This window comes from Thermus sp. FJN-A (assembly GCF_054655095.1).
The window spans coordinates 1-365 of sequence record NZ_BAAHSC010000133.1; the positions used below are offsets into that span (position 1 = coordinate 1).

The following is a 365-nucleotide window of genomic DNA, read 5'->3' on the forward strand; positions in this document are numbered from 1 at the left end:
GTGTGGGTGGAGCTGGACGCCCAGGAGCGGGACCGCTACCGGAGGGTGCTGGCCTACCTGTACCTGGAGGATCCCAGGGGAGACTGGATCCACGGGGGGAGCCGGTTGCTCCAGGTGAACCTGGAGCTGGTGAGGGCCGGGTGGGCCGAGCCCTACACCGTGCCCCCCAATGTCCGCTACGCCGCCCTCTACCTCCAGGCCGCCCGGGAGGCTCGGGCCAAGGGGGTGGGGATGTGGGGAGGGGGGCAGGCATCGAGGCCCCAAGGCCCCGCCCCGGACCGGAAAGGGTGCGACCCCGCCTATCCCACGGTGTGCATCCCCCCGCCGCCCCCGGACCTGGACTGCAAGGACATCCCCCACAAGCG

1 protein-coding gene is annotated in these 365 nt (G+C 72.3%); it reads left to right on the forward strand.

Going from position 1 to position 365, the window contains the following annotated elements:
- The coding region (locus tag ACYQ0J_RS00690) for a thermonuclease family protein (RefSeq protein ID WP_460170280.1) at window positions 1–365 on the forward strand (365 nt) is incomplete at both ends.